Source organism: Zhongshania guokunii, assembly GCF_040892635.1.
GTDB lineage: Bacteria > Pseudomonadota > Gammaproteobacteria > Pseudomonadales > Spongiibacteraceae > Spongiibacter > Spongiibacter guokunii.
In genome coordinates, this window is the sequence record NZ_JBFRYA010000019.1 from 13,810 (window position 1) to 29,751 (window position 15,942).

Consider the following 15,942-nt stretch of genomic DNA (forward strand, 5'->3'; position numbering starts at 1 on the left):
TTTTTGAGGAGTAACACGCGATGTCCATGGCTGATCGTGATGGCCTGATTTGGTTTGACGGCGAAATGGTTCCTTGGCGCGATGCCAAAGTCCACGTATTAACCCACACCCTGCATTACGGAATGGGCGTGTTTGAAGGCGTGCGCGCCTATAAAACGGCTAATCGCGGCACCTGCATTTTTCGTATGCAAGAGCACACCGATCGCCTGTTCCGCTCTGCGCATATTATGCGTATGGAAATGACCGTGACCAAAGAGCAGGTCAACGAAGCCCAGCGCGCGGTGGTGCGTGAGAACGGCTTAGATGAAGCTTACCTGCGGCCAATGTGTTTTTACGGCTCCGAGGGCATGGGCCTGCGTGCCGACAACCTGAAGATGCACGTTATTGTTGCCGCTTGGGATTGGCCGAGCTATATGAGCCCAGAAGCCCGGGACAATGGCATTAAAGTACGCTGCTCTTCCTATACCCGCCATCACGTCAATATTTCGATGTGCAAAGCCAAAGCTAACGGCCACTACATCAATTCGATGCTGGCGCTACGCGAAGCGCTAGATAGCGGTTGTGAAGAGGCGCTGCTATTAGACAACGAGGGTTACGTAGCTGAAGGCAGCGGTGAGAACGTGTTCATCGTGCGCAATGGCAAGATATTCACTCCGGAGCTGACCAGCTGCTTAGATGGCATTACTCGTAATACCATCTTTGAATTTGCCAAGGAATTGGGGCTGGAAGTAGAAGAGAAACGCATTACCCGCGATGAAATCTACATCGCCGATGAAGCCTTCTTTACCGGCACCGCGGCCGAAGTACTGCCAATCCGTGAGTTGGATGGTCGAGTAATTGGCGCTGGCAAGCGCGGCCCGATCACCACCGAGCTGCAGACCATGTATTTCGACCAAGTTAAGGGTCGTCGTGAGCAGTTCCCTGAGTGGTTGTCGCCAGTTAGTTAATTGCGCTAAGCACTGAGCCCCAGTACCACGGGGCTCAGTTCGCTTTGCCAGTTATTCTTTGTAGCGGCATTCGCCGCGAATAATAATTTCATTTAGCACCGCGTATTTGTCGATCATGGTATAGCCCTTCGGGCAATATTCCTTTAGCCGTGGGTCTTGCGCTAGGTAGTATTCGGCGCGTTTTAATTGCGCTTCCTCGCTCTCCCGTTGATCTATGTTTTGGCTCTGCTGACCATTGCTGCGCTGGGTGATGGGTTTTGGCTTCTCCCTGAACAAGGGTAGGGTATAGCGGAATAAGCGAATGTCATCGCCTTTTACCGTGGTGTCGAATAAGCCGATTTCGTTTCTTTTGCCACCGCCGCTCGCGCAGCCCGTTAAGATTATTAATGCGATGACAGTAATTTTTTTATAGTGGGCTAAGGCGGTTATACGCATTGCTATTAATGTCTCTACAAAGTGTTTGTGGGCCTGCGGCGAGTGTAACATGACAAAGTCTTAATGCCAGATACCGCGACCGTGGCGCATGGCAAGTGGATTTATCGACATGCCATGGTTAGAATCCTGTTACTTACTTGCGGCATTCTTCGCAGAGCTGTTGGGCGCTGCTGGCCCCCGTGTCACTTCTTAGGCTATTTAGCAGCCGTAGTGACGGGGCTTAGAAGAATTCCTCGGTTTCATAAAAGACGAATAACAGCGACCCCGGATATGCCGTTAACACCTTCTGCGACTACTTCACCTAAATCGGCTTTTACTGCCAAAGTAATTTCGCTCAATGAGGCGCGCCCACGGCGAGCATTAAAAGTGTGCTTGCTCGGTTACCGCAGTGCGCCCTATGGCGGCGGGCAAGGTATTTATCTTAAATACCTGAGCAAAGCCTTGGTTGAGGCCGGTCATACTGTCGATGTCATCTCGGGCCAACCCTATCCGCATCTTGATCCAAGAGTAAACCTGATCAAAATGCCGGGCATGAACTTGTTTGAAACCGGACTTAGTTCGATACGCCCCCACCACCTTAGTTCACTGACTAATATCATTGAGTGGACAGGTAAGCTTAGCGGCGCTTTTTCGGAACCCTATTGCTTTGGCCGGCGGGTTGTTAAATATCTTGCTAAGCATGGTCGGCACTACGATATTATTCATGACAATCAATGTCTTAGTTACGGTATGTTAGAGCTGCAAAAGCGCGGTTTCCCGCTGGTCACCACGATTCATCACCCGATCACCAGTGACTTGCGTATTGCTTTAAATGCCGCCAAAAATTGGAAGGAGCGCCTGTTAATTAAGCGCTGGCATAGCTTTTTGATTATGCAGCGCCAAGTGGCCCGTCAACTCCATCACGTGGTTACCGTCTCCGAGCGCTCGCGCCAAGACATTGCAGCGGCCTTTGATATGCAGCCGGCAGGCATTAGCGTGGTTTTAAATGGCATTGATACTGAGGAGTTTCGTCCCTTAGCAGATGTGGTCAAAAACCCCAATAGGGTTATGGCGGCAGTCTCCTCCGATCAGCCCTTGAAGGGCATGCGCTATTTATTAGAAGGCGTGGCCAAAGTATTGCCGCAATACCCCAATCTCGAATTGCTCTTAGTGGGTACCCCCAAAGAAGACGGTGAAAGTGGCCAGTTGATAAAGCAGCTGGGCCTGAGCAAGCATATTCGCTGTGTTAGCGGTATTAGCACCGAGGATCTGGTTCGTTTTTACAATGAAGCGGCGGTGGTGATTGTGCCGTCGGTTTACGAAGGTTTTGGCCTGCCCGCAGGCGAGGCGATGGCCTGCGGCACTGCTTTAATTTCTACCGATGGCGGTGCTCTGCCCGAAGTGGTTGGCGACGCAGCGGTTCAAGTGCCCGTGCGTGACAGCGCAGCAATAGCCGAAGCGCTGCAAGCGCTGTTAGCGTCGCCCGCCAAGCGCGAACAATTAGCGGCTGCAGGGCGTCAGCGTATAGAAGAATTGTTTTGCTGGCGCCGCGCGGCCCAGCAAATGAGCAATTACTACTGCGAGGTGTTGCAACGTGAAAACCGTTGATTTCCGTCATTTCCACCTCAAGCGTGGCGATAAAGTCTTAGACCTTGGCTGTGGCGAAGGTCGTCATGTGATTTCTGCTTATGTTGAAGGTGATATCACCGCTATTGGCGTCGATTTATGTTTACAGGATTTACAAACTGCCAAAACCCGCTTTGCCGATTTTAATGAGCACAACAACGAGCACAAAGCTTTTGGCCTCGCCAATGCCGACGCCCTAAACTTGCCCTTTGCCGACAATAGCTTTGATAAGGTGATTTGCTCCGAGGTGCTTGAGCATATTCCAGATTACGAAGCGGTGCTTAAAGAGATTGAGCGAATTTTAAAGCCCGGCGGCTTGTTTTGCGCCAGTGTGCCCCGCGCGTGGCCAGAGCAAATTTGCTGGGCGCTGAGTGAGGCTTATCACAAGGTCGAGGGTGGCCATATTCGTATTTTTAAGGCCAGTCAGTTGCGCAAACAAATACAACATTTAGGGTTTCGTTTTTACCGCCGACATTGGGCACACGCCTTGCATTCCCCCTACTGGTGGTTGAAATGTGCGTTTTGGGATGGTCAAGATAGCAACCCGCTGATTAAACAATACCACCGGTTTTTGGTGTGGGATTTAATGGACAAGCCGCTCTTTACCCGCACCTTAGAGGCGAGTTTAAACCCAGTGATGGGCAAGTCGGTGGTGATGTACTTTGAAAAGGCGAGCCCTGCATGAGTGGACTGTTTTTAAGTAAAGGGCTGTTCCCGCAAGAATTCTTCCGGCCTACGGTTGAGTTTTTGGTGCGTGCCCAGCAGCCAGACGGCAGCATTCCGTGGTTTGCCGGCGGCCATGCCGACCCCTGGGATCACGTTGAATCGGCTATGGGTCTAAGTATTGGCGGAGAATTCGAGGCCGCCGAGCGCGCTTACCGCTGGCTTAAAAATACCCAGCTCGACGACGGAAGCTGGTGGGCCGCCTACCGCGATGGCGCGGTCGACAATCACGAACGCCGCGAAACAAACTTTGTCGCCTATGTCGCCACCGGTGTTTGGCAGCACTTTTTAATCAGCGAAAACCAAGCGTTTCTGCACGAGATGTGGCCCTGTGTGCAAGCGGCCATCGAGTTTGTGTTGGCCCAGCAATCCCCACACGGCGAGATAAACTGGGCGGTAAATACCGATGGCGAAGCGATGTGCGACGCTCTGATTACCGGCTGCTCCTCCATTTATAAAAGTTTGGAATGCGCGGTGAATATCTCGGTGCAAGTTGGGGCGCCGCGACCAATCTGGCGCGATGCTCGCCACGCACTGGGTGAGGCGCTGCGTAAAAAGCCCGAGCGTTTTGACCGCACTTGGGAGAGTAAGTCCCGCTATTCCATGGACTGGTTTTACCCAGTTTTAAGCGGTGTTATTCCGCCCGCCAAGGCCAGCGCCCACCTGCAAAAACGCTGGGACGAGTTTGTGGAGCAGGGCTTGGGTTGTCGCTGTGTGTCTGACCAACCCTGGGTAACGGTGGCTGAGTCCTGTGAATTGACCATGGCCCTGTTGGCGGCGGGCGACCACGCCCGCGCGGTGACGGTCTACAGCTGGCTTCACCAGTGGCGTGAGAGCAATGGCGAGTACTGGACGGGCTATCAATTTGCAGAAGATCTGCTCTGGCCAGATGAGCGCCCAACGTGGACTGCTGCGGCGATATTGCTGGCGGCAGATGCGCTAACGGAATACACCGCCGCCCACCGCTTATTCAAAGAGGTGTGCATGCTCGATGTTGATGCCGCGCATGCCCTGCCGGAGAAAAGTCGAGCGCGTTCACTGTAAACTGTTAGTGAAACTTACCGCTGTAAATCTCTTGCTTACAGCGTAAAGAGCGCCGCTATTCGGCGCGCTCTTTATCCTCATTTTCTGCCAGTTCTATGGCCAATTGCCGCGACACCGACTGCGGCGAATTGCTGTTCCGCGCCAGTAAGCGATAGGCCATCGGAATAACAAACAGGGTGAGTAAGGTCGCGCTGCTAACCCCAAACACCACCACAATACCAATCACGTAGCGGGATTCACTGCCTGCGCCAAACGACAGCAATAAGGGCACCGCACCAATCACCGTGGTAATGGCGGTCATCGCAATGGGCCGCAGGCGCTGCTGGGCAGATTGAATAATTGCAGTGTCAAAATCCAAGCCCTGATCCCGCAACTGGTTTGCAAACTCCACCAGCAAAATGCCATTTTTGGCGGCCAAGCCCACCAACATGATCAGCGCTATTTGACTGTATATATTTAAAGTTTGGCCAAATAGATACAGACCCAGCAAGGCGCCGGCAATCGCTAAGGGCACACTCAGCAGAATAATAAAGGGGTGTATAAAGCTTTCAAATTGCGCCGCCAGCACGAGGTAAACAATTAACAGCGACAGTGCAAAGGTGAAGTAAATACTGCCGCCGGCGTCGCGGTAATCCAATGATTCGCCTTTGTAATCGATTACCGCCGCGGGGATTTTTTCGGCAACAAGATTCTCGAGATACGCCAGCGCTTCGCCCAGTGAATAGCCGTCGGCTAGGTTGGCGTCGATGGTAATTGCTCGCACGCGGTTATAGCGATTGAGCACCGCCGCGTCGCCGCGCTCCTGAATACTGACTAAGTTGCCAAGCGGTATGAGCGCGTCAGTGGTGCTAGAGCGCACATAGATATTACTGAGGTCTTCGGGGCTGCGCTGGGTCTCTGGCTCGCCTTCTAAAATCACGTCGTACTCTTCACCGGCCATCATAAAGGTGGTTACTCGCCGCGAGCCGAGCAGGGTTTCTAGGCTGCGGTTGATCTCGCTGGCGTCTACACCGAGTGCCGCGGCGCGGTCGCGATTAATCGTTACCGCAAGCTGGGGCTTGGTTTCGCGGTAGTCGCTGTCGATGCCGAGCAAGCCCGGATTTTTGCGGGCCTCGGCAATAAGCTGGTCGCGCCACTGGGCGAGTTCCTGATAGTTGCTGCCGCCGAGCACAAACTCGACCGGCTTGCTAAAACCGCCGCCGAGGGATTGCGGCGTAACCGGAAAAACACTCAAACCGCTAAAGCCAGCTAGACGCTGCCTAATTTCGCCGACTACTGCCGATACCGGAGGGCGCTCTTCCCAAGGCGCGAGCACCATAATACCTACGCCTTCATTGTAGGTATCTGCGCCACCGCGACCACCTGGCGCACGGAGCAAAAAGCGCTTTATTACGCCGCTGTCGACCATCGGCATTAGTCGCGATTCGACCTCGGCCATTTGCGTGGTGGTGAAATTAAAGGAGCTGCCCTCGGGGGCGCGAATCATCATAAACACCACGCCGCGATCTTCTTTGGGCGCAAATTCGGCAGGCACTTTTTCCAAAAGAAATAGGCAGCCGCCAATGGTAATTGCCAGTAATAGGGCCGATATAAGCGGGCGCTTCATACTGCGGCCGAGCAGCTTACCGTAGCGACTTTCCATACGGTGCAACAGCGATTCAACAAAATTGGCAAGGCCGCCGTGCATGGCGTCGCGGTTTAAAACCCGCGCACAAATCACCGGCGACAGAGTTAAGGCCACCAGGCTAGAAAACATCACCGCCACCGCCATGGCAACCGCGAATTCGCCAAACAGGCGGCCAACATCGCCCTCTAAAAAACTGATTGGCACAAATACCGCCACCAGTACCGCGGTGGTGGCAATAACCGCAAAGCCAACTTGGCGACTGCCACGATAAGCCGCGACCAGTGGCGGCTCGCCATTGAGCAGACGGCGATGGATGTTTTCCAACACCACAATACTGTCGTCTACTACCAAGCCAATGGCTAATACCAGCGCCAATAAAGTCAGTAAATTAACGGTGTAACCTAGGGCGTATAACACCGTAAAGGTCGCGATCAGGGATACCGGCACGGTAATGGCCGGCACCAGCATGGCGCGAAAGTCGCCAAGAAATAAGAAAATAACGAGCACTACTAGCCCAGCGGCAATAAACAAAGTGCTATACACCTCGCTAATCGCACTGTCGATAAACACCGAGCTGTCGAAGCTGGAGTGCAGACGCACGCCTTCGGGTAAGGATTTGCGAATTACTTTGGCCTCACCGCGCACCGCCTCGGCCACCGCGAGGGTGTTAGACACACTCTGTTTAACAATGCCCACGCCCACCATGGGTACGCCATTGCCGCGAAACATATTGCGGTATTCGGCGGCGCCCAACTCTACCCGGGCGACTTCGCTAAGCCGTAGTAAATTGCCGTTGGTCTCCCTTTTTATAACAAGGTTTTCGAAGTCCTTAGGGCTGAGATAATGGCGATTAATTTTAACCACAAAGTCGCGGTCTACCGACTTGAGCGTACCGGCGGGCAGCTCGACGTTCTCGCGGCGCAAACTATTCTCTACATCGGCCACGGTGAGTTGGCGGGCGGCGAGGGCCTCGCGGTTTAACCAGATCCGCATCGCGTATTCGGGGCCACCGCTAATTCGCACTGACGCAACGCCGTCGATAACTGCAAAGCGGTCAACAATATAGCGCTGAGCGTAGTCGGCTAACTCTAGGGTGCTGTGGTTCTGAGAGGTCAGATTCATCCACATAATCACCTGTTCATCGGCGTCGGCTTTACGCACCTCGGGCGGTTCGGCCTCTTCTGGCAGGCTGGCTAGTGAGCCCGAAACGCGGTCGCGAACATCGTTGGCGGCGGCATCGATATCGCGGTTCAGTGAGAACTCAATATTGATAGAGGAAAAACCGTCGCGACTGCTGGACTCAATCGTTTCTATGCCTTCAATACCGGCTATGCGATCTTCAATCACCTGAGTAATGCGCGACTCCACCACCTCGGCAGAGGCGCCGGTGTAGACCGTGCGAATCGAGACAATGGGCGGATCGATGTCGGGGTATTCGCGCAGCGGCAAGCGCTCAAAGGCCAATAGTCCAAAGGCCAATAATAATAAGCTAATAACAACGGCAAAAACCGGCCGTTTAATGGCGGTATCAGAGAGCAGCATGGTTTATTCGCTTCCCTGTGGGGCAACAGCCATACCGGCTTGCAGATTGCCGATACCCTCATAAATTAACTGCTCACCGGCGCTCAGGCCGCTGCGAATTTCCACAAAGCCGGGTTTGCGCACCCCCAGTTCCACTTGGCGCTGCTCGGCCTTGCCATCTTTGAATACCCAAACATAATGCTGTAATTGCTCGCTGAGCAATGCCGACTCGGGAATCAGAATACCCTCGCGCTCAGACGTAATTAGCACTACCTGCATCAGCATGCCCGGCTTAAGATGGCCGTCGGGGTTGGGGATGAGCGCTCTAATTTTAAGGCTGCGCTTGATGGGGTCGATGCGGCTGTCGATGGCGGAAATACGACCGGAAAAATCCTCGTTCAGAGCGTCGCTACGCGCAATAATTTCTTGGCCCAGCGACAGTGCCTTGATGTTCAGGCTGGGAATGTAAAAGTCCAAACGCATCACCCTGAGATCATCAAGGCTGGTAATGCGGGTGCCGGGGCTGAGCAGGGCGCCGGGGCTGAGTTCGCGCAAACCGACCACGCCGCTAAAGGGCGCGCGGATGCTTCGCTCATTGAGCAGTGCAGAAATTTCAGCAATCTTGCTCTCGGCGCGCAGCTTGGAGGTTTGGCGCTGATCGTATTCGGTTTGTGCGGCAGATTGCTTGGCCAATAAGCCTTTCAGACGCTGCAACTCACGCTCGTGTTCAGCCAAATCGGCGCGGGCAGATTTAAGCTGCGCCGCCTCCTCGGCTTGCTCTAAGGTCACCAGCAAATCACCAGCCTTCACGGTTTGGCCGTCGTTAAAATGCAGGCTTTGGATTTTCTCGGTCACACTGCTGCTGATATCCACTGATTCACGGGCCAGCAAACTGCCCAAGGCCTGCAAGCGAGTTTGAATGTGTTCAGTTTTTAGTAGCTGCACCTTAACCGGTGTTGGCGGGCGAGATTTCGGGCCGGCAACGTCGGGTGCGGGCTGGCAGGCCAGTACACTCAGGCCAAGTAGACACACGGAAGAATAAGACAGAAACGATCTAAAACTATGGCTGTAGGCAACGCCGAACATCGGTGACCCTCTCCCTTTAATGGTGCGCGCGAGTGAATAAAATGCTGGAAACGGCTCAGAATGCCAAGCGGCGCATAAATCCTGCTATAGCTTGTTAATGTAACGGCTGGGGTGTTAATTTTCAAAGCTAAATAAGAACTATTTTCAATTGGCTTGGCGGCCGCATCCGCTTTCCTTCAAGGCTTACTACGCAGTCAAACTGAACTTGGTTTAGAACTTGGAGGCCACGGGTCGTCATTCTCGGCTTGATTCAGAATCTGGCGCTGCGAGGTTGCTTGGCTGCCGCCCAATGAGATACCGGATCAAGTCCGGTATGACGGATTTTTTGGGGGCGGTGCCCGGTGCCGTCATTCTGAGCTTGATTCAGAATCTGGTGCTACAAAGTTGCTTGGCTGCCGCCCAATGAGATACCGGATCAAGTCCGGTATGACGGATTTTTTGGGGCGCTGCCCCGTGCCGTCATTCTGAACTTGATTCAGAATCTGGTGCTACGAAGCTACTTGGCTGCCGCCCATTGAGATACCGGATTAAGTCCGGTATGACGGATTTTTTGGGGGCGGTGGTGCCCCCGCGCCGTCATTCTGAACTTGATTCAGAATCTGGTGCTGCGAAGTTGCTTGGCTGCCGCCCAATGAGATACCGGATCAAGTCCGGTATGACGGAGTTTTTGGGGCGCTGCCCCGTGCCGTCATTCTGAACTTGATTCAGAATCTGGTGCTACGAAGCTACTTGGCTGCCGCACATTGAGATACCGGATCAAGTCCGGTATGACGGAGTTTTTGGGGCGCTGCCCCGTGCCGTCATTCTGAACTTGATTCAGAATCTCGTGCTACAAAGCTACTTGGCTGCCGCCCAATGAGATATCGGATCAAGTCCGGTATGACGGAATTTTTGGGGGCGGTGCCCGGTGCCGTCATTCTGAACTTGATTCAGAATCTGGTGCTACAAAGTTGCTTGGCTGCCGCCCATTGAGATATCGGATTAAGTCCGGTATGACGGATTTTTTGGGGCGCTGCCCCGAGCTGTCATTCTGAACTTGATTCAGAATCTGGCGCTGCGAAGCTACTTGGCTGCCGCCCAATGAGATACCGGATCAAGTCCGGTATGACGGGTTTTTTGGGGGCGGTGGTGCCCCCGCGCCGTCATTCTGAACTTGATTCAGAATCTGGTGCTGCGAAGTTGCTTGGCTGCCGCCCATTGAGATACCGGATCAAGTTCGGTATGACGGATTTTTTGGGGCGCTGCCCCGTGCTGTCATTCTGAGCTTGATTCAGAATCTGGCGCTGCGAAGCTACTTGGCTAACAAATAATGAATTATATTGTCCTAAGTCGAGTGCTCGGCATTGAGTGCGTATTCCTTGCTCGAGCCGCAGCTCCCCCAATCCTTATTTTATAGCGTGGGGCCCAAGAGTATTTTTAGCGATGCAGGGCGATCGTGTGTTTGCCCTTAGGTGGATATCATCAAATTCTTACGTGGATAAAAAATGGTCGTTGTATTGAGAAACATCGCGATTTTCGGATTTATGATTATTGCCAGTGGCTGTACTACGGTTCAACAAAGTGACGGCGGCAATTGGCTGGGGTTTACTGAATCTGGTCTGGCGTCTTTTTATGGCGATAAATATCAAAACCGTAAGAGTGCGAGCGGCGAACGCTATCGACATGAGTTAAAAACCGCCGCGCACCGAACCCTGCCATTTGGCTCAAATGTAAAAGTAACTAATATGAGTAATAATAAAAGTGTCGTCGTGACAATAAATGATCGTGGCCCTTTTGTTAAAGGTCGAATTATTGATCTGTCAAAGTCGGCGTTTAATGCTATTGGCAACACCTCCGCCGGTTTGCTTGAGGTTGATATTGAGGTTGTGCCTTAGCAATTGATTGCAGAGCATCACTGAGTAGAGCTAGTTTCCGGTTTAGATTTGATGCCTCTGATCAGAAAGGAGGATATTAGCGCCGCGGGCACACCGAGCACAAAAAACAAATCATACATATCCCAGCCAGCGTCAACCAAGTAGCCAGCGACAACCGGCGAAGCAATTGCCCCAGTTCGGCCAATGCCGATGCCCCAGCCCAATCCAGAAGCCCGCAACTGAGTGGGGTAGCTGTTTAACGCTACTGCGTACATGCCGGTTAACGGCCCAGTTGCGCAAAAATTGATGAGAAACAGCAGGCAGTAAAGTTCAGTAATGCCGGTCGGTTTCCATGTGGCATAAATTAGGATCAGCACGCCGCCCAGAAAGGTAAGCGCCGCAATGACATGGTGTAGTTTGAGCCGCGTCGACGATAAGACACCGACAAAAATATTGCCGAATAGCCCGCCAATAGTGAATAGGGTTAGAGCATAAATCCCAGTGCTGAGTTCATAGCCCATATTAACGAATAGCTTTGGCGTCCATTTCATTAATAGGAAGATCACCCAGCTGCCAAGAAAGAAAATTAGCCAAAACCGTAAAGATATCAGCAAGTACTTGGGGCTTAATAAAACGAAAAATCCGCCTGAGGCGTTTTTTTGACTCTCGGATGGTTCTGACAATACCGTTAGCGAAGGCAGTTTGAGCTTAGCCAAGGTTTTATTGATTTTAGTTAAGCGACGGCTATTGTCGCTGGCGTGGCTTGCTAAAAACTCCAATGATTCTGGGATTAAGCTAATAACCAACACCAGTAGTACTACACCCATCAGGCCGCCAGTTAAGAACAAGCTTTGCCAAGTAGAATGCTCAAGCAACGTGGCGGCAATAGGCCCTACGGTAAGCGCGCCGCAGGCAAAGCCACTGGTGACGATAATAACCGCCATATGCTTATATTTTTCGGATGAAAATTCCGACGCAAGCGCTGCCGCCGATGCCAGCACACCGCCAATACCCAAGCCGGTGATGACGCGTAATACGATCAAATCCGCGATGCCAGAAGCTTGGGTCGTTAGCAACATTGCCGCGGCAATAGCCGATACCGAGCCGATCAGTATTTTGCGTCGCCCGTAGCGGTCACTGAGCGCTGCTAGGGCGATAGAGCCGACCATCATGCCCGCCAGCTCAGACGACAGCACCACGCCCAGTGTTTTGGCGTTTATTCCCCAAGCATCGGCAATGTGCGGCGCCGCCATAGAGATAGCCACCACATCAAAGCCGTCTGCGACATTAAGCAAAAAACAAACGCCAATGATTAGTATCTGGCGCAGTGAAATTCCGCCTTTGTCGATACGATTGCGAATTTGAGCAAGGGAGTCATTTGCGGCGATAGTGTTACTGCTTGCGTCTAGTGACATATTGTTACGATCTTATTTTGCTTATTGTATGCGCTAAAGTATCGCCTTCTATCATTACAATAGTCAACATGCGTGTTGTATTAGTGGGTTTGTGCCTGCTAGAAAGAATGGCGCGGCTCTTGTTGCCTCGAGGGGACTTAGCCATTCTGCCCCGCGCCGTCATTCTGAACTTGATTCAGAATCTGTTGCTGCGAAGTTGCTTGGCTGCCGCCCATTGAGATACCGGATCAAGTCCGGTATGACGGATTTTTTGGGGGCGCTGACTCGTGCCGTCATTCTGAACTTGATTCAGAATCTGTTGCTGCGAAGTTGCTTGGCTGCCGCCCAGTGAGATACCGGATCAAGTCCGGTATGACGGATTTTTTGGGGGCGGTGCCCCGTGCCGTCATTCTGAACTTGGCTCAGCATCTGGTTCTACAAAGCTGCTTGGCTGCCGCCCAGTGAGATACCGGATCAAGTCCGGGATGACGGATTTTTCGGGGGCGGTGGTGCCCCCGCGCCGTCATTCTGAACTTGATTCAGAATCTGGTGTTGCGAAGTTGCTCGGCTGCCGCCCAAGGAGATACCGGATCAAGTCCGGTATGACGGTTCTATAGCGTCCGCTATGACCGCAAAGGCGGCGCGGGCCTTACATCATCTCCTTCATCAGGGCTTGCAGGGCCGCTTCGCGGTCGCCGAGTAGGTCTTTGTATTGATTTAGCACATTTTGCTTTTCTTGGAGCTTGCCGATTTGCGGGCCGTAATCGCTGCTGAGCTTGGCTTTTAGCTGGTCTTCTACTTCGCCAAGCTTGGCTTTGAGTTCGGCGCCGAGGACATTGCCAAGAATACTGTCGAGGTTGGATTTGAGCTTGATGGCGGGGTCGTTGACGGTGCCGTTAACGCTCAGGTCCATTACCAGCCTGCTGACGTCTTCTAGCGCGGCGGCGAGTAGTTTGGCAGTTTTGTTGTCGGCGGCAGCGTTCGCAACCAGCAGTTTGGCTTGGTTGACTAGGCCTTTGGCTGAGCCTTTAAGGGTGTCGCCGTCGATGCCAAAGTTGGCGGTGATGTCGGCGATGCCTTTTTCAAGTTGCAGGGGCAGGTCTGGGCTTTGCGACAGCGAGACACCAGACAGTGCGAGTTGTTTTAAGGCCAAGTTGAAAACGCTTTTTAGGGTGTTGTTGCGCTGATCAAATACGCCGTCGATAACGAGCTGGGATTTCTGCTCCATGCCGCCGCGCAGGGCCATGGTGATGGGTTTGTTCCAGTAATCTTGCTGGTCGGTAACGTCGTTGATTTCACCGGAATAGGCCAGTTTTTCACCACCAATTACTTGGTAGCCGTCGATAACGATCTGGCGAATAAGCAGTTTGACAGGCAGTTCAGACGGCGCTTCAGCAGGCGCGGCGTCTTTCTCGGCCATATTGCCCATGGTTTCTTGATAGAGACTTAAGCCGCGCTGTACAAAGTTGTTCACTTCGTCGCCGAGCAAAAAGCGCAGCATGCCCTCGCTACCTTGGTCTAGGCCGTATTTAGAGAGCATGCGTTTGGACTGCTCGGCGGGTAAATTAGCTGCGCGCAGACTCAGGCTTTTCACTTCGGCGGAGTCGGTTTTTAGATCTTCGTTTAAGGTTTTAAACTGTTTGAGATCGTCTTTGATGTCGTCGCGCAATTGCTTGGCGCCGGCAATCCGCTCGATCATATTCTTTTGTTTAAGTTCCTGCCAGCGCTGCTGGTAGGCATCTAATTGCGCTTGCTCGGGCAGCTCGGTGGTTTTGCTCTGCCAGCGTTTTTCGATGTCGCTAAAGCCAGTTTGAATGGCATCGACTTCGGCTTGAATAGTGGCCTGTTCTTCGGCCAACAGTGCGCTGGGGTCGGGCAGGCTAATGCCGGGTAGGGCGCTACCGCTATCGGGTTTTGGCGGCGGCATCTTGCCATCCAAGGTGCCGGGGGTGCTGCGCTCGGTGTACATTTGCAGGCCAGACAGCAGCACCTGATCGGCAATAAATTGCATTTTTAGCAGCGCTTTACTGTCGACATCGGCAGACACGGTTTCGCTTTGCAGCAAATTGCGCATCGGCTCTTGGGGATTGGCCACGGTGAGGCCGTGCAGGGCGACATGGGTGGGGTAAAACTGAATATCGACGCTATCGACATTCACCTTCGCGCCAACTTGTTTACTGCCCTCGTGCTCAATCATAAACTTGGCGATGGGTTCGAGCGCGAACACCACGCCAATCACGACGATGGCTAGCAGGGCGATAACGCCGCGAAGTATCCATTTGAACATGTCTGTGGGTCTCCAGATTTGTCGGTGTTTATTTAGGGCCGAGCTGCGGTGTTAAGTGGCCTTGGACTGTAAATCGGCTAGTTAGTGCGCTAGATACAGAATAATAAGCCATATAAATTAAGGGTTTAGTGTAGGTGTCTGCGCCCTTAAATGATAGTCACCAACACTGCCGCCGTGGCGATAAGCGGCCAGAGCTGCGAGTCCAGTGCGTTGATTTATATTCGGCCACAGCAGGGTTTGGCGATTTTTTATGCTGTGCCACAGGTCAACGTTACCGTGGTGCTCGCTATCAATATTGAGCAGGCCGATGCCAGCTTGGTTTTGGATATGAGTGGCGATGTGCTCGCAGTGGTTTTGCAGGCTAATGACGCGGCCATCGACGGCGGCCACGCTGTTAATCGTCACAGTTTTGGCAAACAGCAGCGCAACTTTATCACCAATATTTGGCGGTGTTTGTCGCCCAGCCGGCAGCTGTAACTGCTGAGCCCCCAGGCCCTGGCAGCGCCAGTGCTGGGGCGGGGTGGCGAGGGGCAATTGATTGAGGCCAATAGCGCTGTGGGCATGGCTGATACACAGCGCGATGGTGGCGGGGGCGGTGACAAGCTTGCCATTGCGCAATTGCACCTGGCCGAATTCTAGCCGGCAGTCGCAGCGCCCACAATTCCCGTTGCGACAGCTGCGGGCCACCGGCAGGCCGGCAGCAAGGCATTGGTTTAGTAGGTTGTCGCGGTCGTTAATGTTTAGGCTGAGCGCGGTGTCAGCCACCGTTAGGCTCAGCGTGCTCATTAGCGGCTGGCCAGGTATTCCGCTTGCAGGCGCGGCACTAATTGCTGCAGGGCGAGGGCGCGGTGGCTAATTTTGTTTTTGTCGGCTTTGTTGAGTTCGGCTGAGCATAAGCCCAGCGCAGGAATTAAAAACAAGGGGTCGTAGCCAAAGCCATTGTCGCCGCGGGCTTGCTCAAGAATGCTGCCCTGCCACAGGCCTTCGCACACAATGGGCGCGGGGTCGTCGGCGTGGCGCACAAAGGCCAGCGCGCAGTGAAAGTGGGCGCCGCGCTGCGTGTTGCCGGCCAGTTCGGACAGGAGCTTGGCGTTATTATTGGCATCGTTGGCATCATTGCCCGCGTAGCGGGCGGAGTATATACCTGGCGCGCCGCCAAGGGCGTCTACACATAGGCCGGAGTCGTCGGCCAGCGCTGGGTAGCCACTTTGGCGGGCGGCATTGCGCGCCTTTAATATGGCGTTTTCTATAAAGCTCAGGCCGGTTTCCTCGGCCTCTATAACGTCGTAGTCGGCTTGGCTGCGCAGCGCTATGCCGAGCCCGCCAAGCAGGTCGTTCAGCTCCTGAAGTTTGCCGCGATTGCCGCTGGCGAGCACCACGATGTGGTTTACGGGCAGACTATTTGACACGACGGCTTTCT

The 15,942-nt window shown here is 53.4% G+C and carries 12 protein-coding genes; 5 read left to right on the plus strand and 7 right to left on the minus strand.

Annotated elements, in window-relative coordinates; translation table 11 throughout:
* Positions 1–20: 20 nt before the first annotated feature.
* Positions 21–947 carry a branched-chain amino acid transaminase gene (locus AB4876_RS16860; protein WP_368382908.1) on the plus strand — a complete coding sequence of 309 codons (927 nt, stop codon included), beginning with the start codon at positions 21–23 and terminating at the stop codon, positions 945–947.
* Between the two features lie 51 nt (positions 948–998).
* Here the strand turns inward: AB4876_RS16860 and AB4876_RS16865 are convergent, their stop codons facing one another.
* On the minus strand, positions 999–1,433 hold the full coding sequence (locus AB4876_RS16865; RefSeq protein ID WP_368382909.1) for a hypothetical protein: 435 nt from the start codon (positions 1,431–1,433) through the stop codon (positions 999–1,001).
* Positions 1,434–1,652: 219 nt separating this feature from the next.
* Here AB4876_RS16865 and AB4876_RS16870 point away from each other — a divergent pair, with 219 nt between their 5' ends.
* The 3 genes from AB4876_RS16870 to AB4876_RS16880 are packed head-to-tail and all read left to right on the plus strand — an operon-like array spanning position 1,653 to position 4,754.
* Positions 1,653–2,969 carry a glycosyltransferase family 4 protein gene (locus AB4876_RS16870; RefSeq protein ID WP_368382910.1) on the plus strand — a complete coding sequence of 439 codons (1,317 nt, stop codon included), beginning with the start codon at positions 1,653–1,655 and terminating at the stop codon, positions 2,967–2,969.
* Positions 2,956–3,672 (plus strand): class I SAM-dependent methyltransferase, encoded by a 717-nt coding sequence (locus tag AB4876_RS16875; protein ID WP_368382911.1) that lies wholly within the window; start codon positions 2,956–2,958, stop codon positions 3,670–3,672. The genes AB4876_RS16870 and AB4876_RS16875 overlap by 14 nt, the downstream gene beginning before the upstream one ends.
* Entirely contained in the window at positions 3,669–4,754 is a 1,086-nt protein-coding gene (locus AB4876_RS16880) for a prenyltransferase/squalene oxidase repeat-containing protein (protein ID WP_368382912.1), read from the plus strand. The genes AB4876_RS16875 and AB4876_RS16880 overlap by 4 nt, the downstream gene beginning before the upstream one ends.
* A 55-nt stretch (positions 4,755–4,809) precedes the next feature.
* Here AB4876_RS16880 and AB4876_RS16885 read toward each other — a convergent pair whose 3' ends face one another.
* Both AB4876_RS16885 and AB4876_RS16890 read right to left on the minus strand, forming a co-directional pair.
* A complete protein-coding gene (locus AB4876_RS16885; protein ID WP_368382913.1) occupies positions 4,810–7,923 on the minus strand; it encodes an efflux RND transporter permease subunit in 3,114 nt (1,037 codons plus the stop codon).
* 3 nt (positions 7,924–7,926) lie between these two features.
* Positions 7,927–8,988, minus strand: coding sequence for an efflux RND transporter periplasmic adaptor subunit (locus AB4876_RS16890; protein ID WP_368382914.1), 1,062 nt, complete (start codon positions 8,986–8,988; stop codon positions 7,927–7,929).
* A 1,484-nt stretch (positions 8,989–10,472) separates the two neighbouring features.
* Between AB4876_RS16890 and AB4876_RS16895 the strand changes: the two genes are divergently transcribed.
* Entirely contained in the window at positions 10,473–10,862 is a 390-nt protein-coding gene (locus AB4876_RS16895; RefSeq protein ID WP_368382915.1) for a septal ring lytic transglycosylase RlpA family protein, read from the plus strand.
* A gap of 17 nt (positions 10,863–10,879) precedes the next feature.
* On the opposite strand, the gene AB4876_RS16900 is transcribed toward AB4876_RS16895, so the two are convergent.
* The 4 genes from AB4876_RS16900 to rdgB all read right to left on the minus strand — a co-directional run bounded on the left by AB4876_RS16900 (position 10,880) and on the right by rdgB (position 15,931).
* Entirely contained in the window at positions 10,880–12,256 is a 1,377-nt protein-coding gene (locus tag AB4876_RS16900) for an MFS transporter (protein ID WP_368382916.1), read from the minus strand.
* 628 nt (positions 12,257–12,884) lie between these two features.
* Positions 12,885–14,522: a TIGR03545 family protein gene (locus AB4876_RS16905; RefSeq protein ID WP_368382917.1), complete on the minus strand. Its 1,638-nt coding sequence runs from the start codon at positions 14,520–14,522 to the stop codon at positions 12,885–12,887.
* A gap of 117 nt (positions 14,523–14,639) precedes the next feature.
* Entirely contained in the window at positions 14,640–15,308 is a 669-nt protein-coding gene (locus AB4876_RS16910; protein ID WP_368382918.1) for a 2Fe-2S iron-sulfur cluster-binding protein, read from the minus strand.
* Entirely contained in the window at positions 15,308–15,931 is a 624-nt protein-coding gene (gene rdgB, locus AB4876_RS16915) for an RdgB/HAM1 family non-canonical purine NTP pyrophosphatase (RefSeq protein WP_368382919.1), read from the minus strand. The genes AB4876_RS16910 and rdgB overlap by 1 nt, the downstream gene beginning before the upstream one ends.
* Positions 15,932–15,942 lie beyond the last annotated feature (11 nt).

Excerpts from the sequence above, each read along its gene's own strand:
- AB4876_RS16905 (WP_368382917.1), bottom strand. The coding sequence starts at position 14,522 with ATGTTCAAATGGATACTTCGCGGCGTTATCGCCCTGCTAGCCATCGTC.
- AB4876_RS16880 (WP_368382912.1), top strand. The coding sequence starts at position 3,669 with ATGAGTGGACTGTTTTTAAGTAAAGGGCTGTTCCCGCAAGAATTCTTC.
- AB4876_RS16900 (WP_368382916.1), bottom strand. The coding sequence starts at position 12,256 with ATGTCACTAGACGCAAGCAGTAACACTATCGCCGCAAATGACTCCCTT.
- AB4876_RS16870 (WP_368382910.1), top strand. The coding sequence starts at position 1,653 with ATGCCGTTAACACCTTCTGCGACTACTTCACCTAAATCGGCTTTTACT.
- AB4876_RS16910 (WP_368382918.1), bottom strand. The coding sequence starts at position 15,308 with ATGAGCACGCTGAGCCTAACGGTGGCTGACACCGCGCTCAGCCTAAAC.
- AB4876_RS16885 (WP_368382913.1), bottom strand. The coding sequence starts at position 7,923 with ATGCTGCTCTCTGATACCGCCATTAAACGGCCGGTTTTTGCCGTTGTT.
- AB4876_RS16895 (WP_368382915.1), top strand. The coding sequence starts at position 10,473 with ATGGTCGTTGTATTGAGAAACATCGCGATTTTCGGATTTATGATTATT.
- AB4876_RS16860 (WP_368382908.1), top strand. The coding sequence starts at position 21 with ATGTCCATGGCTGATCGTGATGGCCTGATTTGGTTTGACGGCGAAATG.
- AB4876_RS16865 (WP_368382909.1), bottom strand. The coding sequence starts at position 1,433 with ATGTTACACTCGCCGCAGGCCCACAAACACTTTGTAGAGACATTAATA.
- AB4876_RS16890 (WP_368382914.1), bottom strand. The coding sequence starts at position 8,988 with ATGTTCGGCGTTGCCTACAGCCATAGTTTTAGATCGTTTCTGTCTTAT.